The following is a 25657-nucleotide window of genomic DNA, read 5'->3' as shown; positions in this document are numbered from 1 at the left end:
AACCTCTCAAATAGCCAAGGTACGCACCAGCAACCACTCCAGCGCGGCGCCATTGAGCAATGGGCTCAAACGTTCACGCACCTCGGCATGGTAAGCATTGAGCCATGCGCGCTCGTCAACCGTCAGCAACGACGCCTCCAGACAACGCGTATCAATCGGACACAGGGTCAGGGTTTCAAACCTGAGGAACTCACCGAACTCGGTTTTACCCGCCTCACGGTTCAACACCAGGTTCTCGATGCGCACCCCCCAGCGGCCCGGACGATACGTGCCAGGTTCAATGGACGTAATCATCCCCGGTTGCATCGCCGTCTGTGGCGCGGCGGCGGCCTGATAGGCAATCACCTGAGGACCTTCGTGCACATTGAGGAAATAACCTACACCGTGACCAGTGCCGTGACCGTAATCAACACCTTCAGCCCAGATCGGCGCGCGTGCGATGGCGTCCAGCAACGGCGACAGAATGCCCTTGGGAAAATGCGCCTGTGACAAGGCAACCACGCCCTTGAGCACCCGCGTGCAGTCGCGCTTCTGCTCTTCACTCGGCGTACCGATAGGCACCATCCGCGTGATATCCGTGGTGCCCCCCAGGTATTGGCCGCCCGAGTCGATCAGCAGCAAGCCATCACCCTCGATCAACGCATGCTCTTCTTCAGTCGCGTGGTAGTGCGGCATCGCGCCATTGGCGTTGAACGCGGCAATGGTGTTGAAACTCAGCGACACATAACCCGGGCGACGCGCACGCGCAGCGGTCAGGTGCTCATCAATCGTCAACTCGGTAATACGCTCACGCCCCAGAGCGCTGTCCAGCCAGGCGAAAAATTCGCACAAGGCCGCACCATCCTGCTCCATCGCCTGACGGATATGTTCCGCGTCGGCCAGACTCTTGCGGGATTTGGCAAGCGTGGTCGGGTTGAGGCCTTCCACCAACTTGACGTCAGCATCGAGGTTTTCCAGCAAACCCGCCGTCACCCGTGCCGGATCAATCTGCAAGCTCGCACCTGACGGCACTGCACGCAGCGCATCGTCCACCTCACTGTAATCACGCAGGGTCACGCCATCCTGCTCGAGCACGGCACGCAGCTCGGCATCGACCTTGCTCAGGGCCACAAACAAGGTGGCCTGTTGCTGGCTGATCAAGGCAAAGGACACAAACACCGGGTTGAACGACACGTCGCCGCCGCGCAGGTTGAACAACCAGGCAATGTCATCCAGGGTCGCGATGAAATGCCAATCGGCACCCTTTTCTGCCAGGCTGGCGCGCAGAGCGGCAAGCTTCTCGCCACGGCTGACGGTCGCCTGCGGCGGCAGATGCTGGTAAATCGGCTGATTCGGCAGCGGCGGTCGGTCCTGCCAGGCTTCACTGAGCACATCGATATCGGTGCGCAAGCGCGCGCCCCGCTCGGCCAGCCTGCCGCCCAGGGTACGCGCCGAGGCCACGGCCATTACTGCGCCATCCACTGCCACCACACCGCCTTCGGGAGTCTGTTCGGCCAGCCATTCCAGTGGGCCGGGTTGACCCGGTTGCAGCTTGACCAGCTCGATGCCGCTGCCCTTGAGCTCCTTGGTCGCCTGTTCCCAGTAGCGACTGTCTGCCCATACGCCGGCAAAATCCGCAGTGACGATCAGCGTTCCCACCGAGCCATGAAACCCCGACAACCATTGGCGGCCCTGCCAGTAACCCGGCAGGTATTCGGACAAGTGCGGGTCGGCCGAGGGCACCAGCAGAGCATGAATGCCCTCGCGGCTCATCAGTTCACGGGTAACTGCCAGGCGCCGGGGCACCGTGCCATGGGTCAAAGGCTGCGTACTCATTGTGTCTCCTGCTAACCACTCATCATTATTATGTGTGCGAATCAAAACTCAGACAGCCCAGAATGCCGGTGCACTGGCGACTGCTGCCTTGATCAGTTGCACGGCTTCATCGATATCCTGCTCGGTGGTAAACCGACCGAGGCTCAAGCGAATGGTACGACCGGCAGCACGCGCATCATGCCCCAACGCTAGAAGAACGTGGGACGGCGCGTTGCTTGCCGAGTTGCACGCCGACGTCGCTGAAAACGCAATGCCCGCACTCAGTGCAGCGGAATTGAATTCGCCTTCACTGAACGTGAGGCTCAACGTGTGGGGAATACGTTGCGTGGGGCTGCCATTGAGGCGCACGCCGGCAATTGACTGCAGTTGATCCAGCAAGCGCTGACGCAAGGCCGCGATCTGTGCCTTCTCTTCAGCAAAAGACTGCGCCGCCAGGGCGAATGCCGTGCCCATGCCGGCAATCTGGTGCGTGGGCAAAGTGCCGGAACGCAGACCACCCTCGTGACCACCACCGTGAATCTGCGCCAGCACCTTCTGCTGCGCACGGGGCCCGACATACAACGCGCCGATCCCCTTGGGACCGTAAAGCTTGTGAGCGGAAAATGACATCAGATCCACTGGCCACTGGGCCAGGTCGATAGCCACCTTGCCCGCACCCTGCGCCGCATCCACATGAAACAACGCGCCGTGCGCTCGCACGCGCGCACCGATGGCCGGGATGTCGTTGAGGGTACCCAGCTCGTTGTTCACCAGCATCAGCGAGACCAGAAAAGTGTCTTCGCGCAAAGCTTCGCTGACCGCATCGGCACTGATCAGGCCATCGGCGTCCGGCACCAGGTAGGTCACCGCCACGCCGGTGTCCTGCAGTTGCCGAGCGGTATCCAGCGTGGCCTTGTGCTCGATCTGGCTGGTGATGACATGCCCACCCGGCACTCCACGCGCCTGGGCCACACCCTTGATCGCAAGGTTGCTGGACTCAGTGGCGCCGGAGGTCCAGACGATCTGCTCGGGCCGGGCACCCACCAATTCGGCCACCTGGCCACGTGCCTGCTCAACCGTATGCCGGGCCGCCTGGCCAAACGCATGGGAACTGGACGCGGGGTTGCCGAAGTTGGCATTCAAGCCCAGGCACTCGACCATCACCTGGATCACGCGCTCATCCACCGGTGTGGTGGCGGCGTAGTCGAAATACAACGGACGTTTATTCATGACGTTAAAAACTCGCAGAGCGTATTACCGAGAGCAACATCCCGGGGCATTGACCAGAACAGAGTTCGTCAGGTTTAACCGATCAAGTGCCATTGAAGAAGGGCCACTGTGTGTAAATGTGCGTAGGAACGGTCTTGAAAATCAGCTTAACAGGCTGAAGTGATCCCATGGCAAACAAAAAGCCCGAGATTCCTCCCTGGAAACCTCGGGCTTTTTGCCACCGGCTGCACGCTCAACTGGGACGACCCAACAACTTGACGCTGCGCTCTGCATTCATTTCGCCCTGGCGATCAAAACCGATCGGCTTGGGCGACTGCCGGGTCAGTGCGGCGCGCTGCTGCTGATAATCATCAAACGACAAACTGCGACGGCTCAACGCTTCCAGCGCCAACTGGCGGGTTTCTTCAGCAGTATAGGGACGCAATTGCGGCGCCGGATGTGTCGCACATCCGGCCAGCACAGAGGTAACGAGCAGTAGCAAAACGGCGAGTGAACGGTTCATGGCAATGGCCCTGGAAGTCGGTTATGAGTCAATGAACACAGGCTACTCCCGACCCCTCCAGGTGAAAAATCACCGCCCGTGATAGTCGCTATCAACCGTTTCGTCCGCTTCGACAGAAAAACACTCATATTCAATTATGTTCTATAAATAGAGAAATACGTTCATTTACGGAATAAACATAACCTTTTATAACTAATGCCGCCTTTAAAAGCGCATGCGCCATCTCCCTGCTGAATATCGCTCAAGGATCTGTCATGGATGTTTTCTGGTTTCTGCCAACACATGGCGACGGTCATTACCTGGGCACTACCCAGGGTGCTCGCCCGGTCACGCTCAATTACCTGAAGCAGGTCGCCCAGGCGGCCGACAGCCTGGGTTACTACGGCGTGTTGATTCCTACCGGTCGCTCGTGCGAAGACTCCTGGGTCATCGCCTCGGCGCTGGTACCGCTGACGGAACGCCTGCGTTATCTGGTAGCGATTCGCCCTGGCATCATCTCGCCCACTGTCTCGGCACGCATGGCTGCCACTCTGGATCGCCTGTCCAACGGTCGCTTGCTGATCAACGTGGTCACCGGCGGCGATCCGGATGAAAACCGTGGTGACGGCAGCTTTCTCGACCACGCCGAACGCTACGAAGTCTCTGACGAGTTTCTCAGAATCTGGCGCCGCGTCTTGCAGGGCGAATCGGTCAATTTCGAAGGCAAACACCTGCGCGTGCAAAACGCCAAGGCGCTCTACCCACCGGTGCAAAAGCCCTATCCACCGCTGTACTTCGGTGGCTCCTCCGACGCCGCCCACGACCTCGCCGCCGAACAGGTTGACGTGTACCTCACCTGGGGCGAGCCGCCGGCCGCTGTCGCAGAAAAACTCGCTGACGTTCGCGAGCGCGCCGCGCGCCATGGCCGAACGGTGAAGTTCGGCATCCGCCTGCATGTGATCGTGCGCGAAACCGCAGAAGAGGCCTGGAAAGCCGCCGACAAACTGATCGAACACATCAGCGACGAGACCATTGCCGCCGCGCAAAAATCCTTCTCGCGCTTCGACTCCGAAGGCCAACGCCGCATGGCCGCCTTGCACGATGGGCGTCGCGACAACCTGGAAATCGCGCCCAACCTGTGGGCTGGCGTCGGCCTGGTACGTGGCGGCGCCGGCACCGCACTGGTGGGCAACCCCCAGCAGGTGGCCGAACGCATCAAGGCATACGCCGACCTCGGGATCGAGAGCTTTATTTTCTCCGGCTATCCGCACCTGGAAGAGGCCTATCGGTTCGCCGAGCTGGTCTTTCCCCTGCTGCCGGAACCGTACGCCAGCCTGGCCGGCCGCGGCGTTACCAACCTGACGGGACCGTTTGGCGAAATGATTGCCAACGATGTACTGCCCGCCAAGACCTGAGATCTTCGCCAAACAAAAAGAGTGAGCAAACCATGCAGCTTTTGACCCTACCGCCCTCGCCCGCCCTCGCCACCTCGATCCGCGCCACGGCCCAGGTGTTCGAAGATCCCAAATCCCAAGCGCTGCTCGACCATATTCAGCAAGTGGCGCCCAGCGAAGCCAGCGTGTTGATCATCGGCGAGACCGGCACCGGTAAAGAGCTGGTGGCGCGCCATATCCACAACCTCAGCGCGCGACGCAACCGGCCATTTGTGGCGGTCAACTGCGGCGCGTTTTCCGAATCGCTGGTGGAAGCCGAACTGTTCGGCCATGAAAAAGGCGCGTTTACCGGCGCCCTTGGCGCCAAGGCTGGCTGGTTCGAAGAGGCGGATGGCGGCACGCTGTTCCTGGATGAGATCGGCGATTTGCCGATGGCGATCCAGGTCAAGTTATTACGCGTATTGCAGGAGCGCGAAGTGGTGCGCCTGGGATCGCGCAAGAGCATCCCGATCGATGTGCGCGTGCTCGCGGCCACCAACGTGCAACTGGAAAAAGCCATCAACGCCGGGCACTTTCGCGAGGACCTTTATTATCGACTCGACGTGGTCAGCCTGGAGCTCAGCCCGTTGCGCGAGCGCCCCGGCGATATCATGCCGCTGGTGCGGCACTTTATCGAAGCCTACAGCCGGCGCCTGGGCTACGGCTCGATCAGCATCAGCCGTGAGGCCGAGCAGAAACTCAAGAGCTACAGCTGGCCGGGCAACATCCGTGAGCTGGAAAACGTCATCCATCACACCCTGCTGATCTGCCGTAACCGCGTGATCGAACGCGAAGACCTGCGCCTGTCGAACCTGCGCATCGAACGCCAGGACGACAGTCAGCACATCGACAACAGTGCCGAAGCCCTGCTGGCCCGCGCCTTTCAAAAGTTGTTCGAAGAGCAGGCCGGCGCCCTGCATGAAAAAGTCGAAGACGCGCTGCTGCGCGCTGCCTACCGCTTCAGCCATTACAACCAGGTGCACACCGCCAGTCTGCTGGGCCTGAGCCGTAATGTGACGCGCACGCGCTTGATCAAGATCGGCGAATTGGCGGTGAACAAACGGCGGCCCGGCGAAAACATGCAGGGCGAACGAGTACTGCACCTGTCCGTTTAGGCGGCGGTGCAACGCGTCGCCCCTCTCCCCCCCCGATAAATATAGGACGAACTCATGTGGGCGCGGGCTTGCCCGCTCCCACAAGGGCATCCGCGTGACCGCCTGAAACATTTTCTTTCATTTGCGCCTTGGGGATTTCTTATCCTCATCCGTCTTAACTTAGATACAGCCTGTCGCGTCAGCAAAAGCTACGACCGGCCTTTCCCGGGCCTGCATCGCCCTCCCCCATCAAGACCCGCATTGACATGTCGAAGAAGTCACGCTCAAAACTCTGGTTTCTAGTACACAGCTGGCTGGCATTGCCCATCTGGTTCTTTGTGCTGATCGTTTGCGTCACCGGCACCCTGGCAGTGGTCAGCCAGGAAATCGTGTGGCTGGCCAACCCGGACATCCGTGCGAGCAAACCGTCGGATGATGCCCAACCGCTGAGCTTCGACCAGGTGATCGCTGCCATCGGGCGCGACGAGCCCAAGGCGATCGTGCGATCGATCATCCGCCCCGATGAATCGCACTTTGCCCTGACCGTCGGCCTCAGCTACCCCGACGGCCGCACAGTGGAGGCCTACGCCAACCCATACACCGGAACGATCCAGGGCATCAGCCCGTCGTTCAACTTCCAGCAATTCACCCGCGCTCTGCACGGCTGGTGGCTGGTGCCGTTCACCCATGGCTACAGCTGGGGCTGGTACCTGGTGTCGCTGCTCGGTCTGCCGCTGCTGGCGTCCCTGATCACCGGGCTGGTGGTGTACAAGCGCTTCTGGAAAGGCTTCCTGCGCCCGACCCTGCGCATCCGCCATGGCGCGCGCATTTTCTGGGGCGACTTTCACCGCCTCAGCGGGATCTGGTCGATCTGGTTCATCGCAGTGATCTCCATCACCGGCACCTGGTTCCTGATCCAGGCGATCCTGGGCGACAACCAGATATCCATCTCCAGCGAGCCCATCGTGCCGGTGATAGCCCGCGACAAGGTGCCGTTGTCGGCCCCCGGCGTGCCGGTGCCCATGATTGCGCTGGACGAGGCGATCAAAATCGCCACCCAGCGCATTCCCGGGCTGGATGCCACCTTCGCCTTCCTGCCGCTCAATGCCTATAGCCACCTGCAGATCGGCGGCCGGGGCTGGTACCCGCTGATGTTCCAGACCGCGCAACTGAACCCCTATAACGGCGAAATCGCCGTGTCGCACCTATTGTCCGACCGCAGCACGCTGGAGTTCGTCACCGAATCCATGCGTCCGCTGCACACCGGTGATTTTGGCGGGCTGTGGATCAAATTGATCTGGGCCTTCTTCGGCCTCGTACTGAGCATGATGGTGTTGAGCGGCCTGTTGATCTGGACCAAGCGCACGGCGCTGGCCACGCTCAACGCCCTCAAGCGCGAAGCCAAAGGGCAGCGGGCGCAGATTGCAAAACCGATCGATTCCTCGCAGGTCCACTCATGAGCAAGGTCGCTGCCGTAACGCCCTCGCCACTGCGCGCCTTTTGGCTCAAATGGCGCTTCCACATCAATGTCCTGCTGCTGCTGATCCCACTGGGTTTCATGCCCAAGTACTTTGCCGACGCCGCGCTGTTTCGCGGCGACACCGGCCTGGGCGAACGGGTGGCCGGCCAGGTGCAGGTCGGGCCCTGGAGCCTGACACTCGCCGAATTTCGCAACGAGGGCCCAAGCCCGGACCCGGCCGGCCCGATGAAGTTCTTCAACGCCGCCCTGTGCGACAACTGCGCCGAACAGGTCAAGGCCACCTACCTGCGTATCGGCAAACCCCGCAGCCTGCGCGCCGCCGGGGTGATCTTCTTCGGTACGCCGTACCGCATGGGTGCCGCCCTGCCCGTGCCGGAACGCACGCCGGCCGACGCTGAACTGTGGGTCACCATGGAAGGCTGGGACGGCACGATGCACCAGGGTTCCATCCCGCTGAGCCAGGCCTCGCCTGCCACCATCGCCTGGCTGAACAAGCAAGGAGTCAAACCATGAACATGATGCATCCGGCCCGCGTCGCCGCAGCGCTGCTGCTGTGCGCCGGCTTCAGTAACCCGGCGCTGGCTCACAACCCGATGTGCGAATGCAAGGAAATCCCCGGCGAGCAGATCCAGTGCAAAGGCGGATTTTCCGACGGCAGCGGCGCACCCGGCGTGACCCTGGACGTGATCGGCTACGACGAGACCATCCTGGTGCCGGGCAAGCTCGGCGAGGATTCGACCCTGACCTTCAAGAAGCCTTCGGCCGAGTTCTATGTGCTGTTCGACGCGGGCCCCGGCCATGTGGTGGAAATCGACCAAGCGGATATCCAGCCGCAATGAGTACCACACAGGTTGTACGCCCCGCGGGGGCCGGCCACGAAACCCTCTACGTGCTGCTGCTGTGCCTGATCATTCTGGCGGTGGCGGGCAGCGTGGTGGCGGTGCATGGTGAATCCCGCGAAGTGGCCGCCGTGCCCAGCCATCAGTGGGATGCCCGCCGCGACCTCAGCGCCGCCGAGCAAGGCATCTACGCCGACCTGCGGGTGACCCTGGATGAAATCCATCTGCTGCAACAGGAGCAAAGCGCGCTGCCGACGCCTGAGCAACTGGCCGAAGAAGGGTTCGCGCCATTTGCCCAGGACGCAAGTTCGGTCAGCCGTGGCGACCATCGCTGGCAGTTGCTGGCGCCGGCGGCCTACCTGGGCCTGAGCCAGGCACCGACCACCAGCGGTTCACTGCTGATGCGCGTGCAGGGCAGCGAGCCGGATATCTGGCTCAACCGCAACGCCAACCTCGCCGCACCCTCCGACCTTACTGACCAGGCGCTGATCGCCGCCGGCTGGCGGCAGGTGGTTGCGCAATTCGATGCCGGCGTCACCCGCCAGCACCGTCACTGAACGAGAAGACCGAGTGCTTATGTCCATTTCATCTCCCCTGTTGCGACTGTTACTGGTTGGCCTGCTCAGTCTGCTGCTGGCGCCCCTCGCCAACGCCGAGGCGGCCAAACGCCTGCGCATCGGCATCACCCTGCACCCTTATTACAGCTACGTGGCGAACATTGTCGGCGACAAAGCCGACGTGGTGCCGTTGATCCCGGCCGGCTTCAACCCCCACGCCTACGAACCGCGTGCCGAAGACATCAAACGCATCGGCACCCTCGACGTGATCGTGCTCAACGGCGTCGGCCATGACGACTTCGCCGACCGCATGATCGCCACCAGCGAGCGCCCGGATATTCCCGTGATCGAGGCCAACGCCAACGTGCCACTGCTGGCTGCCACCGGCAACGCCGCGCGCGGTGCGGGCAAGGTGGTCAACCCGCACACCTTCCTATCGATCAGCGCGTCGATTGCCCAGGTCAACAACATCGCCCGCGAGCTGGGCAAGCTCGACCCGGACAACGCCAGGACCTACACACAGAACGCCCGCGCCTACGGCAAACGCCTGCGCCAGATGCGCGCCGACGCCCTGGCCAAGCTCACCCGCGCACCCAACCCGGATTTGCGCGTGGCCACTGTGCACGCAGCCTACGACTACCTGCTGCGCGAGTTCGGCCTGGAAGTCACCGCCGTGGTCGAACCGGCCCATGGCATCGAGCCGAGCCCCAGCCAGTTGAAGAAGACCATCGATGAGCTGCGTGCACTGGACGTGAAGGTGATCTTCTCCGAGATGGATTTCCCATCCACCTATGTCGACACCATCCAGCGTGAGTCGGGCGTCAAACTGTACCCGCTGTCGCATATTTCCTACGGCGACTACAGCGCCGAAAAGTATGAAGTGGAAATGACCGGCAACCTCAACACGGTGGTGCGCGCGATTCAGGAGTCGGGGGCATGACGGCGGCCGAACAGCTCAACGTTGCCAGCGTCGGCCCGACCATCGATTTCGACAAGGTATGCCTTACCCTGGGCCGCACGCTGATTCTGGACAGCGTGAGTTTCCAGGTGCAGCCAGGCAGCATCCATGCACTGGTGGGCCCCAACGGCGGCGGCAAAAGCTCGCTGATCAAGACCCTGCTGGGGCAGACGCCGCACCAGGGCCGTTTGAGCCTGGCGTGGCCGCACAGCCCCGGCACCATCGGCTACGTGCCACAGGCGCTGGAATTCGACCGCGGCCTGCCGATGACGGTGGACGATTTCATGGCCGCCATGTGCCAGCGCCGCCCTGCGTTTCTCGGCCTGTCCCGACATTACGCGGCGGCGATCGGCGAGGCGCTGGAGCGCGTCGGCATGCAGGATAAACGCAAGCGGCGCATGGGCGCGCTGTCTGGCGGTGAACGCCAACGCGTGCTGCTGGCCCAGGGCCTGATTCCGGCCCCGCACTTGCTGGTGCTGGACGAACCGATGGCGGCCCTCGATGAGGCGGGCATCCAGGTGTTCGAGCGCCTGCTGCACGACTGGCGCCTGGCCGGCATCACCGTGCTGTGGATCGAGCACGACCTGGAGGCCGTTGGCCGTCTGGCGGATCGCGTCACCGGCCTGAACCGCCGCGTGCTGTTCGACGCCGCCCCGAAAGAGGCGCTCACCCCGGATCGCCTGCTGACGCTGTTTTCCACCCATCCTCGGAGCCCGGCGCAATGAGTTATGAAGCGTTTCGCCTGATGGTTCAGGGCTGGGCCTCGTCCGGCTACCTGCCGGAAGCACTGGCCTACGGTTTTGTGGTCAACGCCCTGCTTGCCGGCCTGCTGATCGGCCCGGTGCTGGGCGGCCTCGGCACCCTGGTGGTGGTCAAGCGCTTTGCGTTTTTCTCCGAGGCAGTCGGTCACGCCGCGCTGACCGGCGTGGCCGTGGGCATCCTGCTCGGCGAGCCCTACACCGGGCCCTATGGCAGCCTGTTCGGCTACTGCCTGCTGTTCGGCATCCTGCTCAACTACCTGCGCAACCGCACCGGCCTGGCGCCGGATACCTTGATCGGCGTCTTTCTCTCGGTGTCCCTGGCACTGGGTGCGAGCCTGCTGCTGATCCTGGCCGGCAAGATCAACGTGCACATTCTCGAGAACGTGCTGTTCGGCTCGGTGCTGACGGTCAACGGCAATGACCTGCTGGTGCTGGCGATTGTCGGTGCGCTGGTGATGGCGCTGGCATTGCCGCTGTACAACCGCATCATGCTCGCCAGCTTCAACCCGCAGCTGGCGGCAGTGCGCGGGGTGGCGGTGAAGACCCTGGACTACCTGTTCGTGATCCTGGTGACGCTGATCACCGTGGCGGCGGTCAAGGTGATCGGCGCCATTCTGGTGGGTGCGCTGCTGGTGATCCCGGCGGCGGCGGCGCGTTTGTTGAGCCAGTCGCTCAAAGGGTTCTTCTGGATCTCGGTGCTGATCGCCACCGTCAGCACCCTGTGCGGCATCCTGCTGCCGATCATCTTCGACCTGCCTGTTCCGTCCGGCGCCGCGATCATTCTGGTGGCCGGTATCGCTTTCGCCGTGGCCGCCATCGCGCGCGGCACCGTGCCCAGCCTCAAAGGGAATCTTGGATAAATGCGCCCTGTATGTCGCCCAATGGCTCTGGCCATCGCTTGCTTGCTCAGTACACCGGCGCTGGCCGTGGTGGATGGCTTCCACACCAAGGATTTCGTCGCCAATCACGGGCTCGGCCATGCCGCACTGATCAAGGCCAAATCCGTCAAGCCGGTCAAGGTGCTGGCTTCACTGCCCATCACCTACGGCCTGGCCGAGGTGCTGCTCGACGGCACCGATGTGCAACTGGAGCGCGCCGCGCCGGCCAACCTGCCCGGCTCGCGGCAGGTGTCCTACTTCACCGGGCGCGGCGCCCAGGCGCTGGGCACCCTTGCCCAGGACGCCGACGCGGCCATCGGGCTGCGCTCACTGTGGCCGGACGACCCGCTTTACCCGGTGGCGCGCCGCAGCAACATCCGGATTGTCGAGGTCGATGCCGGGCGACCGGTGGACGGTAGCTTGCCGGGCATCGCCCTGCAGCCGGCTGCCGCCGATGGGCTGAACAGCCAGCCCTGGCAGTCCAGCAACAATATGGGACGCATGGCCGATGTGATGGCCGCCGACCTCAGCCGTCTGGCACCCGGCGCCAAGGCGAAGATCGACGCCAATCTGGCCGCACTCAAACACCGCCTGCTCCAGCTCAGCGCCGACAGCGAGGCACGGCTGGCCAAGGCGGACAACTTGAGCGTGGTGAGCCTGAGCGATCACTTCGCTTATCTGGTCAGCAGCCTGAACCTGGAAGCATTACGCACAGACGCCCGCCCCGACGCCCAGTGGACGCCCGAGGATTTGCAAAAACTCAGCGCTGAGCTGAAGGAAAACGATGTGGCGGTGGTGCTGCATCATCGCCAGCCGAGTGAGCCGGTGAAGGCTGCCATCACCGAAGGCGGCGCGAAGTTGCTGGTGCTGAACGTCGACGGTGCCGATCCGGTGGGAGAACTGGAAACCAATGTTGCTCAGGTGATCAAGACCCTCTCCACCGACTGACACCTAACCTGCGGGAGGGGCTTGCTCCCTCCCACACGTTGTCTCTCACACCACATCAACCCCCACATGAATCGCATCATGCCGCCAGAACTCCAGGTCGCAGTCGATCAACCGTTGGTGCTGGTCATAATTGACCCGGGCAATGCGCAAGCCCGGGCTGCCCGCCGACACGCGCAACGCAGCGGCGGCCTCCACCGGCAGTGACGTCGGCACAATCTCAAAGCGCACGCGACCGTAATGCAGGTCGTAAATGCGCGCATACAACTCGGTCATCGACTGATTCAGGTCGCACTCGAGAATCCCCGGAAAGTACTGCGGGTTCAGGTAGTGCTCCACGTACAGCACCAGCCGGCCATCGATCCGCCGGCTGCGGCAGATCTGGATCACGCTGGACAACGCCGGCAGTTGCAACCACGCACACACCGCCGCCGACGCCGGTTGCAGGCGCGCAGAAATCACTTCGGTGGAGGCTACCCGGCCCTGGTCGGCCACCATGGCGTGAAAGTGGCTGCGCTGTATCAGGTTGTAGGCCAGTCGTGGCGGCGAGACAAACCAGCCACGGCGCTCCTCGCGGTAAATCTGCCCTTGAGCCTCCAACTGCAACAAGGCTTCGCGCACCGTAATACGTGTGGTGCCGAACAGCTCGCTGAGCTTGCGCTCGGCCGGCAGCTTGCTCGCCGGCGCCAGCAGGCCGTGGTTGATCTGCTCCTGCAGCGCCAGGCCAATGGAAGTTACCGCCTTGATTGCCTCATCCCGCATCAACGTTACCTATCTGGACTAGACCAGCACCATTGGGGGGCACAAAACCCCGCATAACCGCTCCTGTTTCTTGCCGTATCAGCCTAGGCAGTGCAGATGACCGACAGATGACAGCCGCTGCACGGCCCGCCAGCAAACCTTGCAATACATCGGCCAAGTCCCGGGCCTGCGGGCATTTGAGCATGGTCTACGCTCAGTCAGCGCCAGACGACATTGGCGTTTCAAAAACGACATCGACACGAAACTGTCATCCATCGCGTCTAGATTGGCTCAGGTATTGCTCTGACCTAGACCAACAACACCGCCCGCTACAACGCCGCGTTGAATACGCCCAAAGGAGCTTCGGATGAAACAGCTTTTCCTGGCATCACTGTTAGGCTCGACCATTGCCCTGTGCACCACCGCCATGGCCGCTGATACCGATTTGAAAACCCTTGAAGCGGCCGCCAGGAGTGAAGGCGCCGTCAACAGCCTCGGCATGCCCGACGATTGGGCCAACTGGGGAGGCATCTGGGCGGACATGACCCGGCTCTACGGCCTCAAGCACATGGACACCGACATGAGCTCGGCCCAGGAAATTGCCAAGTTCAAAGCCGAAAAAGACAACGCCAGCGGGGATATCGGCGACGTGGGCGCAGCCTTCGGCCCACTCGCGGTCAAGCAAGGCGTGACGCAGCCGTACAAACCGTCCAACTGGGCTTCGGTGCCGGATTGGGCGAAAGACAAGGACGGTCACTGGGCCCTGGCCTACACCGGCACCATCGCGTTTGTGGTCAACAAGAAACTGCTGCACGGCTCCGAAGTGCCGACCAGTTGGTCAGACCTGCAAACCGGCAAGTACAAGGTGTCGGTGGGTGACGTAAGCACTGCGGCCCAGGCGTCCAACGCGGTACTCGCCGCTGCCATCGCCAACAAGGGCGATGAAAAGAACATCGCGCCCGGCCTGCTGTTCTTCACCAAGATTGCCCAGCAAGGTCGCCTGTCGCTGTCCAACCCGACCATTGCCACCATGGAAAAGGGCGAAGTCGAGGTGGGCATCCTCTGGGACTTCAACGGCCTGAGCTACAAAGCCAAGATGGCCAACCCGGATGACTACGTGGTGCTGATCCCATCGGACGGTTCGGTGAAATCTGGCTACACCACCATCATCAACAAATACGCCAAGCACCCCAACGCCGCCAAGCTGACCCGCGAATACGTGTTCAGCGATGCCGGCCAGCTCGCCCTGGCCAAGGGCAATGCGCGTCCGATCCGTGCCGAAACCGACCTGAAACTGCCGGCCGATATCGCCAAAAACCTGATCCCCGCCGAGCAGTACACCAAGGCCAACCCGCAGCCGATCAAGGACGCGGATGCCTGGGAAGCGACCTCCAAGAAGCTGCCACAGCTGTGGAACGAGCAGGTCATCGTAGAGATGAAGTAAGCCCGCAATCGGTGTCTGTGGGAGGGGGCTTGCTCCCGATAGCAGCAGGTCAGTCAATGAATCTGTTGAATGACACACTGCTATCGGGAGCAAGCCCCCTCCCACACTGAGTCCGGTCCTACAGCCAGTATCGAGTCAACCCCTATGTTGCGGAGCGCCAGCCCCCATGAAGCACACTGTCATCCTTGTCGTGCTCGACGGCCTGAACGTCGAGGTTGCGAGGCACGCCATGGGACACTTGCAGGCCTATGTCGGCGCAGGACGCGCAGCCCTCTACACCGTGGAATGTGAACTGCCCGCCCTGTCCCGCCCGCTGTATGAATGCATCCTCACCGGTGTGCCGCCGATCCAGAGCGGCATCGTGCACAACCAGGTCGCGCGCCTGTCCAACCAGCGCAGCATTTTCCACTACGCCACCGATGCCGGCCTGACCACGGCGGCGGCGGCCTATCACTGGATCAGCGAGCTGTATAACCGCACGCCCTTCCTCGCCGCCCGCGACCGCCACACAGACGACGCGACATTGGCGATCCAGCACGGGCATTTCTACTGGAATGACCATTACCCCGACTCCCATCTGTTTGCCGACGCCGAGAGCCTGCGGCTCAAACACGCACCGGACTTTCTGCTGATACACCCGATGAACATCGACGACGCCGGCCACAAGCACGGCCTCGACACCGCGCAATACCGCAATAGCGCGCGCTCGGCCGACATCATCCTGGCCGACTACCTGCAAGGCTGGCTCGACGCGGGCTATCAGGTGCTGGTCACCGCCGATCACGGCATGAACAATGACCGCTCCCACAACGGCCTGCTGCCGGAAGAACGTGAAGTGCCGCTGTTTGTCCTCGGCGACGCCTTCAGCCTCAACCCTGACGCTGCGCCAACACAGACCGAGCTGTGCGGCACGGTCTGCGAACTGCTCGGCGTGCCCCACGACAAACCTGTCTGCCGGGAGCTGCTCGCGTGAACTCACTGACCCGCGGCAAATGGCTGGCCCTGCTCTGCCTGTTGCCCTTCGCCCTGTTCTTCATGGTGTTCGAAATCGCCCCGCTGGTGTGGGTGCTGATCAACAGCGTGCAAACCGAAGAAGCCGGATGGAGCCTGGAAAATTTCACCCGTATCTTCAGCTCGAAGTTCTATCTGCAGGCCATCCAGCTCAGCCTGGAAATCAGCTTCTACTCCAGCGTGTTCGGCATCCTCATCGCCACCCTTGGCAGCTACTCGTTGCGCCGGGTGGACTCGCCGCTGCGCAACTTCGTCACCGCCTTCACCAACATGACCAGCAACTTCGCCGGCGTGCCCCTGGCCTTCGCGTTCATCATCCTGCTCGGTTTCAACGGCAGCATCACCATCATGCTCAAGCAGGCCGGGATCATTCAGGACTTCAACCTCTATTCCAAAACCGGCCTGATCATCCTCTACACCTACTTCCAGATTCCGTTGGGCGTGCTGCTGCTGTACCCAGCCTTCGATGCATTGCGCGAAGACTGGCGTGAATCGGCCGCGCTGCTGGGGGCCAATGGCTGGCAGTTCTGGCGGCATATCGGCCTGCCGGTGCTCACGCCTGCGCTGCTGGGCACGTTCGTGATCCTGCTGGCCAACGCCCTCGGTGCGTACGCCACGGTCTACGCGCTGACCACCGGCAACTTCAACGTGCTGCCGATCCGCATCGCAGGCCTGGTCTCCGGTGATGTTTCGCTCGACCCGAACATGGCCAGTGCCCTGGCCGTGGTGCTGGTGGCGCTGATGACCGTGGTCACGGCGGTCCATCAACTGCTGCTCAAGAGGAGCTACCATGTCTCGCGCTGACGCCGGCCCGGCCTCCCTCTACCACCGCGCAGTGGTGTACCTGCTGTTTGCGATCCTGGTGCTGCCGCTGATCGGCACCTTTGTCTACTCCATTGCCAGCAGTTGGTCGGCAACCATCCTGCCCGCCGGCTTTACTGTGAAATGGTACGTGCAACTGTGGAGTGACCCGCGCTTTCTGATGGCCTTCGGGCAATCGCTGCTGGTGTGCGTCGGCGCGCTGGCGCTGTCGGTGGTGCTGATTCTGCCGCTGCTGTTTGTGGTGCACTACCACTTCCCAAGGCTCGATGCGCTGATGAACATTCTGATCCTGCTGCCCTTCGCGGTGCCGCCGGTGGTGTCGTCGGTGGGGCTGTTGCAGCTGTATGGTTCCGGGCCGCTGGCGATGGTGGGCACACCGTGGATTCTGATCGGCTGCTACTTCACCGTGGCGCTGCCATTCATGTACCGCGCGATCACCAACAACCTGCAGGCCATCAACCTGCGCGACCTGATGGACGCCTCGCAACTGCTCGGTGCCAGCACCTGGCAGGCGGCGATCCTGGTGGTGCTGCCCAACCTGCGCAAGGGCCTGATGGTGGCGCTGCTGCTGTCGTTCTCGTTCCTGTTTGGCGAGTTCGTGTTCGCCAATATCCTCGTGGGCACTCAATACGAGACCCTGCAGGTGTACCTGAACAACATGCGCAACAGCAGCGGCCACTTCACCAGCGCCATCGTCATTTCCTACTTTTTCTTTGTGCTGGTGCTGACCTGGGCCGCCAATATCTTGAACAAGGACAAAAGCCAATGAGCTTCGTCAGCGTCCAACATCTGCAAAAAGGTTATTCCGGTACGCCAGTGTTCAGCGACATCAGCTGCGAGATCGCCAAGGGTGAATTCGTCACCCTGCTCGGCCCGTCCGGCTGCGGCAAGTCCACGCTGCTGCGCTGCATCGCCGGCCTGACCTCGGTGGACAGTGGGAAAATCCTGCTGGATGGCCAGGACATTGTCCCGCTGAGCCCGCAGAAACGTCACATCGGCATGGTGTTCCAGAGCTACGCGCTGTTCCCCAACATGACCGTGGAACAGAACGTCGCCTTCGGCCTGCGCATGCAGAAGGTCAACACCGACGACAGTCACCGGCGCGTGCAGGATGTGCTGCAACTGGTGGAGCTGCGCGAGTTCGCCGGGCGCTACCCGCACCAGCTGTCCGGCGGGCAGTGCCAGCGCGTCGCGCTGGCCCGCTCCCTGGTCACCCGCCCGCGCCTGTTGCTGCTGGACGAGCCGCTGTCGGCGCTGGATGCGCGGATTCGCAAGCACCTGCGCGAACAGATCCGCCAGATCCAGCGCGAGCTCGGGCTGACCACGATTTTTGTGACCCACGACCAGGAGGAAGCGCTGACCATGTCCGACCGCATCTTCCTGATGAACCAGGGCAAAATCGTGCAGAGCGGCGACGCCGAGACCCTCTACACCGCGCCGGTGGATGCCTTTGCCGCCGGCTTCATCGGCAACTACAACCTGCTCGACGCCGGCAAAGCCAGCCAGCTGTTGCAGCGGCCGATCCACGGGCGCATCGCGATCCGCCCCGAGGCCATCGAACTGAGCCGCAACGGCGAACTCGACGCGCTGGTGCGCAGCCACAGCCTGCTGGGCAACGTGATCCGTTACCGCATCGAAGCCCGAGGCGTGGAACTGGTGGTGGACGTGCTCAACCGCTCGGCGCAAGACCTCTACCCGGACGGCCAGCGCCTGGCACTTTCCATCGACCCAGCCGCACTGTGTGAAGTAGCCTGACCGGCACTGACTGACGAAAGAGAGAGCATCACGGATGGCATTGGTAATTTTTGATCTGGACGACACCCTGATCCACGGTGACTGCGCCACCCTGTGGAGCGAGCAGATGGGCCGCCTGGGCTGGGTCGACCCCGAGTCGTTCATGCGCCGCAACACCGAGCTGATGGACGCCTACAGCCGAGGCGAGTTACGCATGGAAGACTTCATGGACTTCAGCCTGGAGCCGATGATCGGGCGCACGCCGGCAGAAATCGAACACCTGGTCGACCCCTGGGTCGAGGACGTGATCGAGCCGTTGATCTACAGCGACGCGACCAAAACCATCGCCCGCCACCGTGCGAACGGCGACCGCATCCTGGTGATATCCGCATCGGGCACGCACCTGGTCACGCCGATTGCGGCGCGTATCGGCATTGATGAAGTGCTGGGGATTGACCTGGACGTGAGCCATGGCGTGTACAGCGGTCAGACCGTGGGGGTGCTGACCTATCGCGAAGGCAAGATCACGCGTTTGCTGGAGTGGCTCGAACAGACAGGTGAAACGCTGGAGGGCGCGTACTTCTACTCGGACTCGCGCAATGACCTGCCGCTGCTGCTGAAGGTCGATCACCCGCAGGTGGTGAACCCTGATCCGGTATTGCGTGCCCACGCCGAACAGGCCGGCTGGCCGATCCATCACTGGGTCTGACATTGATCAACGGTGGGAGGGGCTTGCTCCCGATTGCGGTGTATCAGATGAAAAAGTCTTCACTGACATACCGCAATCGGGAGCAAGCCCCCTCCCACAGTGACGGCATTTCAATCCGGTAACAGGGCGGGCGTTAGTCGATCGGGCCTACACAGGGCGTAGGAGCGAGTTGTTCCAGGCCACCACATCACCGTCAACGCCTTGCAATGCTCTCACAGTGCCTCCATAGTGAGTCCGGACTGAGCCCGTAGCAGTAGCGCCGGGCTTTTTGCATTATGCGACCGGACCATATGGAACCGGCTCCCTCAAAGACGGCCTAATATGCGTTATCAATTGCCCCCGCGTCGAATCAGCATGAAGCATCTGTTCCCCAGCACCGCCCTCGCTCTTTTCATTGGTCTCGGCTTCGCGTCGATGTCGACCAATACGTTCGCAGCCAACAGCTGGGACAACCTTCAGCCTGATCGCGATGAGGTAATTGCCAGCCTTAACGTCGTCGAGTTGCTCAAGCGTCATCACTACAGCAAGCCGCCGCTGGACGACGCACGCTCGGTGATCATCTACGACAGCTACCTCAAGCTGCTGGACCCGTCGCGCAGCTACTTCCTGGCCAGCGATATCGCTGAGTTCGACAAATGGAAGACGCAGTTCGACGACTTCCTCAAGAGCGGCGACCTGCAGCCCGGCTTCACCATCTACAAGCGCTATCTGGACCGCGTCAAAGCGCGTCTGGACTTCGCCCTCGGTGAGTTGAACAAAGGCGTCGACAAGCTCGACTTCACCCAGAAGGAAACCCTTCTGGTGGACCGCAAGGACGCCCCCTGGCTGACCAGCACCGCCGCCCTCGACGACCTGTGGCGCAAACGCGTCAAGGACGAAGTGCTGCGCCTGAAGATCGCCGGCAAAGAGCCCAAGGCCATTCAAGAGCTGCTGACCAAGCGCTACAAGAATCAGCTGGCACGTCTGGACCAGACCCGTGCCGAAGATATCTTCCAGGCTTACATCAACACCTTCGCAATGTCCTACGACCCGCACACCAATTATCTGTCGCCGGATAACGCGGAAAATTTCGATATCAACATGAGTCTGTCGCTGGAAGGCATCGGTGCCGTCCTGCAGAGCGACAACGACCAGGTCAAGATCGTGCGCCTGGTGCCGGCAGGTCCGGCAGACAAGACCAAGCAGGTCGCTCCGGCGGACAAGATCATCGGCGTAGCCCAGGCTGACAAAGAGATGGTCGACGTGGTGGGCTGGCGCCTGGACGAAGTGGTCAAGCTGATCCGCGGCCCCAAAGGCAGCGTAGTGCGCCTGGAAGTGATTCCGCACACCAACGCACCGAACGACCAGACCAGCAAGATCGTGTCCATCACCCGCGAAGCGGTGAAGCTCGAAGACCAGGCCGTGCAGAAGAAAGTCCTCAACCTCAAGCAGGATGGCAAGGACTACAAACTGGGCGTGATTGAAATCCCGGCCTTCTACCTCGACTTCAAGGCGTTCCGTGCCGGTGACCCGGACTACAAGTCCACCACCCGTGACGTGAAGAAAATCCTCACCGAACTGCAGAAAGAAAAAGTCGACGGCGTGGTCATCGACCTGCGCAACAACGGCGGCGGTTCCCTGCAGGAAGCCACCGAGCTGACCAGCCTGTTCATCGACAAGGGCCCGACCGTGCTGGTGCGCAATGCCGACGGCCGTGTCGACGTACTCGAAGACGAGAACCCGGGCGCCTTCTACAAAGGCCCTATGGCGTTGCTGGTCAACCGCCTTTCGGCCTCGGCCTCGGAGATTTTCGCTGGCGCCATGCAGGACTACCACCGTGCGTTGATCGTCGGCGGCCAGACCTTCGGCAAGGGCACCGTGCAGACCATCCAGCCGCTCAACCATGGCGAGCTGAAGCTGACCCTGGCCAAGTTCTACCGGGTTTCCGGGCAGAGCACCCAGCATCAGGGCGTACTGCCGGACATCGATTTCCCGTCGATCATCGACACCAAGGAAATCGGCGAAAGCGCCCTGCCCGAAGCCATGCCGTGGGACACCATCCGTCCTGCGATCAAGCCGGCGTCGGACCCGTTCAAACCGTTCCTGGCGCAGTTGAAGGCTGACCACGACACCCGCTCCGCCAAGGATGCCGAGTTCGTGTTCATCCGCGACAAGCTGGCCCTGGCCAAGAAGCTGATGGAAGAGAAAACCGTCAGCCTCAACGAAGTGGACCGTCGCAAGCAGCACGCCGACATCGAGAGCCAGCAACTGGCCCTGGAAAACGTGCGCCGCAAGGCCAAGGGCGAAGACCCACTCAAGGAACTGAAGAAAGAAGACGAAGACGCGTTGCCGACCGAGGCAGAAAAAACCAAGCCGGAAGACGACGCTTACCTGGCCGAGACCGGCCGGATCCTGCTGGACTACCTGAAAATCAGCAAACAGGTGGCCAAGCAGTAAAGGATGGAGATTTAAGGTGATCGCTCCTCGGAGTGTCATCATATAGACATCATTCTGTCGTGAAATGAAGGACTGCATGCTCACCGCATGCGGTCCTTTTTTTTGACCGAGATCGCCATGACCATGATCGAACAGCTGAATGCACTGGGCGCTATCCTGGCTCAAGGCAGTTTGCACAGCTTGTTCCAACCGATTGTCTGCCTCTCCGAACGACGCATCCTCGGCTATGAAGCCTTGAGCCGTGGCCCGTCCAACAGCACGCTGCACTCCCCCGTCGCCCTGTTCGCCGTGGCCGGCCAGGCCGGGCGCCTCAGCGAACTGGAAATGGCCTGCCGCACGAGTGCCTGTCGGCGCTTCAGCGAGCAGAAGTTGCCGGGCAAGCTGTTCCTGAATATCTCACCGCACTCGCTGATGGAGACGGCCCACCAGCCTGGGCGCACCCTGCAACTGCTGCGCGAATTCGGTATCCCGCCGAGCCAGGTGGTGATCGAACTCACCGAGCAGACGCCCACCGACGATTTCGACCTGCTGCAGAAGGCGCTGCATCATTATCGCGCCATGGGCTTTGCCATCGCGCTCGACGACCTCGGCGCGGGCTATTCCAGCCTGCGCCTGTGGTCGGAACTGCGCCCGGACTACGTGAAGATCGACCGGCACTTTATCGACGGCATTCACCAGGATGCGCTCAAGCGCGAGTTTGTCGGCTCGATTTTGCAGATCGCCAGGGCGTCCCGTGCCCAGGTGATTGCAGAGGGCATTGAACTGCCGGAAGAATTGGCGGTGCTGACGGAAATGGGCGTCGACCTGGTCCAGGGCTACTTGCTCTGCAGGCCGCAGGAACATCCGCCGCAGGAAGCGCGCCTGATGCTGCCCAAGCCGGACAACGCCAACGTCGCCCTCAATGAAGAGGCCGGCGACCTCAGCGCATTGCTCAACGAGCAGCCGGCCGTGCATCAGGACACCGCGACCGCAAAGGTGCTCGAGGCCTTTCGCCGCCAGGCCAACCTCAATTCCCTGGCCGTGCTCAATGGGCTGGGTCAACCGATTGGCATCGTGCACCGGCATTCGCTGTCGGACGCGCTGCTCAAGCCGTTTGCCACCGATCTGTTCGCGCGCAAGCCGATCAGCCGGCTGATGAGCGCAGACTTTCTGGCGGTGGAACTGAGCCAGTCCTTGCAGCAGGTCAGCCGCTTACTCACCAGCCGCGCGCGGCAACGCATCGAAGAAGACTTCATCATCACCCTGAACGGCGACTACCTGGGCCTGGGTCGAGTGATCGATGTGCTCAAGCTGATCACCGAGTTGAAAATCCAGCAGGCGCGCCATGCCAACCCGCTGACCCTGCTACCCGGCAATGTGCCGATCCAGCAATGCCTGACGCGGTTGCTGCATCAGCAGCGTGAGTCGGTGATCTGCTACGTGGATATCGACAGCTTCAAGCCATTCAACGATATCTACGGTTATGGACGCGGGGATGAAGTGTTGCTGTGCCTGGCGCAATGCCTCAACGATCGGGTCGACCCCAGCCGTGATTTTGTCGGGCATATCGGCGGTGATGATTTTTTGCTGGTGCTGGGCCCGCAGGACTGGCGCAAGCGGCTCAATCAACTGCTGGATGACTTCCACACCCAATGCCGGCGCTTTTACCGCGCCGAACACCTTGATGCGGGCTGCTTCGTGGCCCTCAACCGCCAGGGCGTGCGGCAGGAGTTTGCGCTGTTGTCGCTGTCCATCGGCGTGGTGCACTTATACCCACAGGCCTGTGCGCAACTGGACGCAAGCCGGTTGGCGGAACTGGCGTCCCAGGCCAAGCACCACGCCAAGGACGTGGCGGGCTACAGCATCCATGTGATCAACAGCATGGACGCGCTGGCGCAAACGCCTCAGGCCTCGGCGGATTCCGGGTATTGATACTCGAACACACGCACCACTTCCGACGCATGCCAGGAGGCAGCCGCCACGCCATCGGAGGGCCCGCTGAAACGCCCGAGACGCTCGGCGCACTCGAAGAACCCGGTGCGCGGCAGACGGCTGGCGCCCTGGCTGATCACCAGGGAACTGCGCAATGGCTGATCGGCCTTGGCGTCGAGAGCGGCCAGATGCTCCAGGGCGGCGGCCAGGGTCTGCATGGCCGGCGAAGGAAATTGCAGACGCTCGAGCAGCGCGCGGTAGGTCAGCAGGTGACGCTGGCGGCGCGCCTGGTCGAGTTCGTTGAGTAGCCCGTCCCAGTGTTGACGGCTAATACGCAGGCTCACGATTCATCTCTCCAGCCGGCAACGCCCAATTCCCAGGCAAGACTGCGGCGGATTGCGGCATCGGGCTGGCGCTCGCCACTTTCGATCAAACCAAGGTATGACGGGCTGATGCCCACGGTGCGCGCCAGGGTTTCAATGGCCAGGCCCTTGGCTTCGCGCAGACCGCGCAGGTCGGCAAGCGCGCGCTGGTCCTCTGCGGGAGCGGCCTGGGGATTGGACGACACCGGCGCTGGCGTGGGTCGCTGCGAACCGGCGGCGGCTAACAGCGCCTGGTACTGATCCCAAGGCAAGACCGCATATTCGGGCTCGCCATTGCGTGAAATTATCTGAATATCCATGACTGCCCCGTAGGATAAAAACACTTACCAGGTAAGCACTTTCCTTAAGTACCTTCCCGGGGAGTGTAATCCTAACTGCCGTAAAGGTCGCCGGGGGATCACCGCCTCAGGCGTTTTTTTGCCGCTGCTCGCTGGCCAGCAGCGCAGCGGTCGCCGGAAGCCGCTCAACCACCGCGAGCTTTTCCGGACGCTGGGCGTCACGCCACGCGCGAAAGGCGCTCAGTTCGCCATCCAGGGTCTTCATGACCCACGCCAGCACGGCAATGTCATCGAACATGCCGAACATCGGGATAAAGTCCGGGATCGCATCAATCGGGCTGAGGAAGTACATCAGCCCCGCCACCACCGAGATCAACGCCTTGGGGCTGATTGCGCGGTACTCGCCGCGCCAGTATGCCAGGCACAGACCCTGCAGCAGTTTCAGGTCATCCTTGAGCTTGCCTAGGCGATTGCCCTGGCTTGAGCCTTTGGCGGCGACGGCAAACAACAACGTGGGCAGACGGCCACGGCCCAGCAGCCGCGCGGCGATGGGCAGGAAACGGGTGAAGTTGAAGGGTGGTCTCATGTGTCACTCCAGTTCCATGCGAATGAAAGGTTATCCACACAAATTGTGGATAACCTTGTGAACAGAGCCTTTTTTTTCGGCTCAAAGCCACGCCCCGCAAGGCTCGCAGTCAGATCGGGCGTTTTTTGCGCACATAAAAAACCCCAAGATTTCATTGACTTGGTGGTGATGTGCGGTTACCCCTGCTCGGGTCTTACGTGTGACTGTGCGCCAGAGCCCGGGTTCGATCAGATTTACAGCCGCATCATTTTCCAATCGGCAGAAACGACAACGCCCCGTCGAAACGGGGCGTTGTCTGTTCAGACGCCGATTACTTCTTGGCGGCAGGTGCAGCAGGTGCGGCAGGCGCTTCAGCCTTGGCCGGGTCTTTGATACCCAGCAGCTCCAGGTCGAATACCAGCACCGAGTTGGCCGGGATAGCCGGGCTCGGGCTCTGGGCGCCGTAGGCCAGGTCGGACGGAATGTACAACTCGACCTTCTCGCCAACGTGCATCAATTGCAGGCCTTCGACCCAACCCGGAATCACGCCGCTGACCGGCAGGTCAATCGGGCTGCCGCGATCCACGGAGCTGTCAAAGGTGGTGCCGTTGGTGAGCTTGCCGGTGTAGTGCACAGTCACCACGTCGGTCGGCTTGGGCTGAGGGCCATCGGCCTTCTTCACGATCTTGTACTGCAGACCGGAAGCGGTGGTCACCACGCCGTCTTTCTTGGCGTTTTCTTCGAGGAATTTCTTGCCGGCGGTTGCCGACTCTTCGCTCATCTTGGTCATGCGTTCTTCAGCGCGCTTTTGCAGAGCGGCAAACGCTTCAACCAGTTCGTCGTCTTTGAGCTTCTGTTCTTTCTTGCCGACGGCATCTTCGATGCCCTGGGCTACGGCTTTGGAATCCAGGTCATCCATGCCTTCCTGGGCGAGACTCTTGCCCATGTTCAGGCCGATGCCGTAGGAAGCTTTCTGCGCCGGGGTTTTCAGCTCTACGCTGGTCTGCGAATCACAACCCGCAAGTACCAGGCCAACCAGGGCCACCGCCGCCGCCAACCGATGCTGTTTCATGCTATTTCCTTGTTCATGCGCCAATAGGGCATTTGAATAAAGTCGCGAGCTTATCAGCCGGCCACGACCAATGGCTACCGGCATGTGAGCGGGAATCGCCT

General features: G+C 61.9%; 26 protein-coding genes. 18 read left to right on the top strand and 8 right to left on the bottom strand.

Translation table 11 applies throughout. The features are described from left to right. Positions 1-6 precede the first annotated feature (6 nt). The 3 genes from JOE32_RS01550 to JOE32_RS01540 form a co-directional block, all read right to left on the bottom strand. Positions 7-1815: an aminopeptidase P family protein gene (locus JOE32_RS01550; RefSeq protein ID WP_209980819.1), complete on the bottom strand. Its 1809-nt coding sequence runs from the start codon at positions 1813-1815 to the stop codon at positions 7-9. A gap of 48 nt (positions 1816-1863) precedes the next feature. Next, positions 1864-3024, bottom strand: coding sequence for an aminotransferase class V-fold PLP-dependent enzyme (locus JOE32_RS01545; protein WP_209980817.1), 1161 nt, complete (start codon positions 3022-3024; stop codon positions 1864-1866). Positions 3025-3256: 232 nt separating this feature from the next. Next, the gene (locus JOE32_RS01540) at positions 3257-3526 is read right to left on the bottom strand and encodes a hypothetical protein (RefSeq protein ID WP_209980815.1); all 270 of its coding nucleotides are present in this window, start codon (positions 3524-3526) and stop codon (positions 3257-3259) included. A gap of 254 nt (positions 3527-3780) precedes the next feature. On the opposite strand from JOE32_RS01540, the gene ssuD reads away from it, so the two are divergent. From ssuD to JOE32_RS01490, 10 genes are all read left to right on the top strand, one after another. Further along, positions 3781-4920: an FMNH2-dependent alkanesulfonate monooxygenase gene (gene ssuD, locus JOE32_RS01535; protein ID WP_209980813.1), complete on the top strand. Its 1140-nt coding sequence runs from the start codon at positions 3781-3783 to the stop codon at positions 4918-4920. Positions 4921-4952: 32 nt separating this feature from the next. Further along, positions 4953-6053 carry a sigma-54 dependent transcriptional regulator gene (locus JOE32_RS01530; RefSeq protein WP_209980811.1) on the top strand — a complete coding sequence of 367 codons (1101 nt, stop codon included), beginning with the start codon at positions 4953-4955 and terminating at the stop codon, positions 6051-6053. Between the two features lie 245 nt (positions 6054-6298). Further along, positions 6299-7492, top strand: a complete 1194-nt coding sequence (locus tag JOE32_RS01525; RefSeq protein WP_209980809.1) for a PepSY domain-containing protein — start codon at positions 6299-6301, stop codon at positions 7490-7492. Next, positions 7489-8025 carry a thiamine pyrophosphate-binding protein gene (locus JOE32_RS01520; protein ID WP_209980807.1) on the top strand — a complete coding sequence of 179 codons (537 nt, stop codon included), beginning with the start codon at positions 7489-7491 and terminating at the stop codon, positions 8023-8025. Before JOE32_RS01525 ends, JOE32_RS01520 begins: the two co-directional genes overlap by 4 nt. After that, positions 8022-8351, top strand: a complete 330-nt coding sequence (locus tag JOE32_RS01515) for a hypothetical protein (protein WP_209980806.1) — start codon at positions 8022-8024, stop codon at positions 8349-8351. The genes JOE32_RS01520 and JOE32_RS01515 overlap by 4 nt, the downstream gene beginning before the upstream one ends. Next, on the top strand, positions 8348-8908 hold the full coding sequence (locus JOE32_RS01510) for a DUF6162 family protein (protein WP_209980804.1): 561 nt from the start codon (positions 8348-8350) through the stop codon (positions 8906-8908). The genes JOE32_RS01515 and JOE32_RS01510 overlap by 4 nt, the downstream gene beginning before the upstream one ends. 19 nt (positions 8909-8927) lie before the next feature. Further along, positions 8928-9848, top strand: a complete 921-nt coding sequence (locus JOE32_RS01505) for a metal ABC transporter substrate-binding protein (protein ID WP_209980802.1) — start codon at positions 8928-8930, stop codon at positions 9846-9848. Next, positions 9845-10591 (top strand): metal ABC transporter ATP-binding protein, encoded by a 747-nt coding sequence (locus JOE32_RS01500; protein WP_209980800.1) that lies wholly within the window; start codon positions 9845-9847, stop codon positions 10589-10591. The genes JOE32_RS01505 and JOE32_RS01500 overlap by 4 nt, the downstream gene beginning before the upstream one ends. Beyond that, positions 10588-11487: a metal ABC transporter permease gene (locus JOE32_RS01495; RefSeq protein ID WP_003231872.1), complete on the top strand. Its 900-nt coding sequence runs from the start codon at positions 10588-10590 to the stop codon at positions 11485-11487. The genes JOE32_RS01500 and JOE32_RS01495 overlap by 4 nt, the downstream gene beginning before the upstream one ends. Then, on the top strand, positions 11488-12453 hold the full coding sequence (locus tag JOE32_RS01490; protein ID WP_209980798.1) for a zinc ABC transporter substrate-binding protein: 966 nt from the start codon (positions 11488-11490) through the stop codon (positions 12451-12453). Positions 12454-12498: 45 nt separating this feature from the next. On the opposite strand, the gene JOE32_RS01485 is transcribed toward JOE32_RS01490, so the two are convergent. Beyond that, a complete protein-coding gene (locus JOE32_RS01485; protein WP_057008221.1) occupies positions 12499-13212 on the bottom strand; it encodes a UTRA domain-containing protein in 714 nt (237 codons plus the stop codon). 346 nt (positions 13213-13558) lie between these two features. On the opposite strand from JOE32_RS01485, the gene JOE32_RS01480 reads away from it, so the two are divergent. The 8 genes from JOE32_RS01480 to JOE32_RS01445 all read left to right on the top strand — a co-directional run bounded on the left by JOE32_RS01480 (position 13559) and on the right by JOE32_RS01445 (position 23258). Next, on the top strand, positions 13559-14635 hold the full coding sequence (locus JOE32_RS01480) for an ABC transporter substrate-binding protein (RefSeq protein WP_209980796.1): 1077 nt from the start codon (positions 13559-13561) through the stop codon (positions 14633-14635). A gap of 166 nt (positions 14636-14801) precedes the next feature. Continuing rightward, the gene (locus tag JOE32_RS01475) at positions 14802-15608 is read left to right on the top strand and encodes an alkaline phosphatase family protein (protein WP_209980794.1); all 807 of its coding nucleotides are present in this window, start codon (positions 14802-14804) and stop codon (positions 15606-15608) included. 62 nt (positions 15609-15670) lie between these two features. Next, positions 15671-16450, top strand: a complete 780-nt coding sequence (locus tag JOE32_RS01470; protein WP_231423328.1) for an ABC transporter permease subunit — start codon at positions 15671-15673, stop codon at positions 16448-16450. After that, the gene (locus JOE32_RS01465) at positions 16437-17237 is read left to right on the top strand and encodes an ABC transporter permease (RefSeq protein WP_209980791.1); all 801 of its coding nucleotides are present in this window, start codon (positions 16437-16439) and stop codon (positions 17235-17237) included. Before JOE32_RS01470 ends, JOE32_RS01465 begins: the two co-directional genes overlap by 14 nt. Next, on the top strand, positions 17234-18223 hold the full coding sequence (locus JOE32_RS01460) for an ABC transporter ATP-binding protein (RefSeq protein ID WP_209980789.1): 990 nt from the start codon (positions 17234-17236) through the stop codon (positions 18221-18223). Before JOE32_RS01465 ends, JOE32_RS01460 begins: the two co-directional genes overlap by 4 nt. A 34-nt stretch (positions 18224-18257) precedes the next feature. Next, positions 18258-18911 carry an HAD family hydrolase gene (locus JOE32_RS01455; RefSeq protein WP_209980787.1) on the top strand — a complete coding sequence of 218 codons (654 nt, stop codon included), beginning with the start codon at positions 18258-18260 and terminating at the stop codon, positions 18909-18911. A 354-nt stretch (positions 18912-19265) separates the two neighbouring features. After that, positions 19266-21347, top strand: a complete 2082-nt coding sequence (locus JOE32_RS01450) for a carboxy terminal-processing peptidase (protein ID WP_209980785.1) — start codon at positions 19266-19268, stop codon at positions 21345-21347. 117 nt (positions 21348-21464) lie between these two features. After that, entirely contained in the window at positions 21465-23258 is a 1794-nt protein-coding gene (locus JOE32_RS01445; RefSeq protein ID WP_209990250.1) for a bifunctional diguanylate cyclase/phosphodiesterase, read from the top strand. On the opposite strand, the gene JOE32_RS01440 is transcribed toward JOE32_RS01445, so the two are convergent. From JOE32_RS01440 to JOE32_RS01425, 4 genes are all read right to left on the bottom strand, one after another. Next, on the bottom strand, positions 23231-23602 hold the full coding sequence (locus tag JOE32_RS01440) for a hypothetical protein (protein WP_209980783.1): 372 nt from the start codon (positions 23600-23602) through the stop codon (positions 23231-23233). The two genes, JOE32_RS01445 and JOE32_RS01440, sit on opposite strands and share 28 nt — an antisense overlap. Further along, positions 23599-23940 carry a helix-turn-helix transcriptional regulator gene (locus tag JOE32_RS01435; RefSeq protein ID WP_209980780.1) on the bottom strand — a complete coding sequence of 114 codons (342 nt, stop codon included), beginning with the start codon at positions 23938-23940 and terminating at the stop codon, positions 23599-23601. The genes JOE32_RS01440 and JOE32_RS01435 overlap by 4 nt, the downstream gene beginning before the upstream one ends. Before the next feature lie 106 nt (positions 23941-24046). Beyond that, positions 24047-24505, bottom strand: a complete 459-nt coding sequence (locus tag JOE32_RS01430; RefSeq protein ID WP_209980778.1) for a DUF1232 domain-containing protein — start codon at positions 24503-24505, stop codon at positions 24047-24049. 310 nt (positions 24506-24815) lie between these two features. Further along, complete coding sequence (locus JOE32_RS01425) at positions 24816-25556, bottom strand: FKBP-type peptidyl-prolyl cis-trans isomerase (protein WP_057008231.1); 741 nt, start codon at positions 25554-25556, stop codon at positions 24816-24818. Positions 25557-25657 lie beyond the last annotated feature (101 nt).

It is taken from the genome of Pseudomonas sp. PvP025, assembly GCF_017832155.1.
Classification (GTDB): Bacteria; Pseudomonadota; Gammaproteobacteria; order Pseudomonadales; family Pseudomonadaceae; genus Aquipseudomonas.
The sequence above is the reverse complement of the archived record's forward strand: the minus strand, read 5'-3'. Positions and strand labels throughout refer to the sequence as shown.

Bases quoted from the DNA above. Each gene is read 5' to 3' on its own strand.
- JOE32_RS01550 (WP_209980819.1), bottom strand. From the start codon at position 1,815: ATGAGTACGCAGCCTTTGACCCATGGCACGGTGCCCCGGCGCCTGGCA.
- JOE32_RS01545 (WP_209980817.1), bottom strand. From the start codon at position 3,024: ATGAATAAACGTCCGTTGTATTTCGACTACGCCGCCACCACACCGGTG.
- JOE32_RS01540 (WP_209980815.1), bottom strand. From the start codon at position 3,526: ATGAACCGTTCACTCGCCGTTTTGCTACTGCTCGTTACCTCTGTGCTG.
- ssuD (WP_209980813.1), top strand. From the start codon at position 3,781: ATGGATGTTTTCTGGTTTCTGCCAACACATGGCGACGGTCATTACCTG.
- JOE32_RS01530 (WP_209980811.1), top strand. From the start codon at position 4,953: ATGCAGCTTTTGACCCTACCGCCCTCGCCCGCCCTCGCCACCTCGATC.
- JOE32_RS01525 (WP_209980809.1), top strand. From the start codon at position 6,299: ATGTCGAAGAAGTCACGCTCAAAACTCTGGTTTCTAGTACACAGCTGG.
- JOE32_RS01520 (WP_209980807.1), top strand. From the start codon at position 7,489: ATGAGCAAGGTCGCTGCCGTAACGCCCTCGCCACTGCGCGCCTTTTGG.
- JOE32_RS01515 (WP_209980806.1), top strand. From the start codon at position 8,022: ATGAACATGATGCATCCGGCCCGCGTCGCCGCAGCGCTGCTGCTGTGC.
- JOE32_RS01510 (WP_209980804.1), top strand. From the start codon at position 8,348: ATGAGTACCACACAGGTTGTACGCCCCGCGGGGGCCGGCCACGAAACC.
- JOE32_RS01505 (WP_209980802.1), top strand. From the start codon at position 8,928: ATGTCCATTTCATCTCCCCTGTTGCGACTGTTACTGGTTGGCCTGCTC.
- JOE32_RS01500 (WP_209980800.1), top strand. From the start codon at position 9,845: ATGACGGCGGCCGAACAGCTCAACGTTGCCAGCGTCGGCCCGACCATC.
- JOE32_RS01495 (WP_003231872.1), top strand. From the start codon at position 10,588: ATGAGTTATGAAGCGTTTCGCCTGATGGTTCAGGGCTGGGCCTCGTCC.
- JOE32_RS01490 (WP_209980798.1), top strand. From the start codon at position 11,488: ATGCGCCCTGTATGTCGCCCAATGGCTCTGGCCATCGCTTGCTTGCTC.
- JOE32_RS01485 (WP_057008221.1), bottom strand. From the start codon at position 13,212: ATGCGGGATGAGGCAATCAAGGCGGTAACTTCCATTGGCCTGGCGCTG.
- JOE32_RS01480 (WP_209980796.1), top strand. From the start codon at position 13,559: ATGAAACAGCTTTTCCTGGCATCACTGTTAGGCTCGACCATTGCCCTG.
- JOE32_RS01475 (WP_209980794.1), top strand. From the start codon at position 14,802: ATGAAGCACACTGTCATCCTTGTCGTGCTCGACGGCCTGAACGTCGAG.
- JOE32_RS01470 (WP_231423328.1), top strand. From the start codon at position 15,671: ATGGTGTTCGAAATCGCCCCGCTGGTGTGGGTGCTGATCAACAGCGTG.
- JOE32_RS01465 (WP_209980791.1), top strand. From the start codon at position 16,437: ATGTCTCGCGCTGACGCCGGCCCGGCCTCCCTCTACCACCGCGCAGTG.
- JOE32_RS01460 (WP_209980789.1), top strand. From the start codon at position 17,234: ATGAGCTTCGTCAGCGTCCAACATCTGCAAAAAGGTTATTCCGGTACG.
- JOE32_RS01455 (WP_209980787.1), top strand. From the start codon at position 18,258: ATGGCATTGGTAATTTTTGATCTGGACGACACCCTGATCCACGGTGAC.
- JOE32_RS01450 (WP_209980785.1), top strand. From the start codon at position 19,266: ATGAAGCATCTGTTCCCCAGCACCGCCCTCGCTCTTTTCATTGGTCTC.
- JOE32_RS01445 (WP_209990250.1), top strand. From the start codon at position 21,465: ATGACCATGATCGAACAGCTGAATGCACTGGGCGCTATCCTGGCTCAA.
- JOE32_RS01435 (WP_209980780.1), bottom strand. From the start codon at position 23,940: ATGGATATTCAGATAATTTCACGCAATGGCGAGCCCGAATATGCGGTC.
- JOE32_RS01430 (WP_209980778.1), bottom strand. From the start codon at position 24,505: ATGAGACCACCCTTCAACTTCACCCGTTTCCTGCCCATCGCCGCGCGG.
- JOE32_RS01425 (WP_057008231.1), bottom strand. From the start codon at position 25,556: ATGAAACAGCATCGGTTGGCGGCGGCGGTGGCCCTGGTTGGCCTGGTA.